Origin of the sequence: Microvirga pakistanensis, assembly GCF_004458765.1 — a bacterium.
Lineage (GTDB): Bacteria > Pseudomonadota > Alphaproteobacteria > Rhizobiales > Beijerinckiaceae > Microvirga > Microvirga pakistanensis.
In genome coordinates, this window is the sequence record NZ_SPJX01000492.1 from 1 (window position 1) to 223 (window position 223).

Annotated in this window: 1 protein-coding gene; it reads left to right on the top strand. The window is 61.9% G+C overall.

Annotated features, from left to right (window positions below):
- On the top strand, nucleotides 1-223 hold a 223-nt coding region (locus tag E4K09_RS22340; RefSeq protein WP_166802446.1), incomplete at both ends, for a M81 family metallopeptidase.

A 223-nucleotide genomic window follows, 5' to 3' on the forward strand; every position in this document is an offset into this window, starting at 1 on the left:
CCGCCATCGTCGAGGCTGTCCGGAACGGATGTGACGCCATTCTTGTCGATCTTCACGGTGCGATGGTGACGGAAAGTTTTGACGACGGGGAGGGAGAACTTCTCGCGCGCGTTCGCGCCGTCGCGCCGGATGTGCCGCTTGGCGTCGCCCTCGATCTTCATGGCAACATCACCGAACGCATGGTCGCCAATGCCGACGTGCTGGTCGGCTTCAAGACCTATCC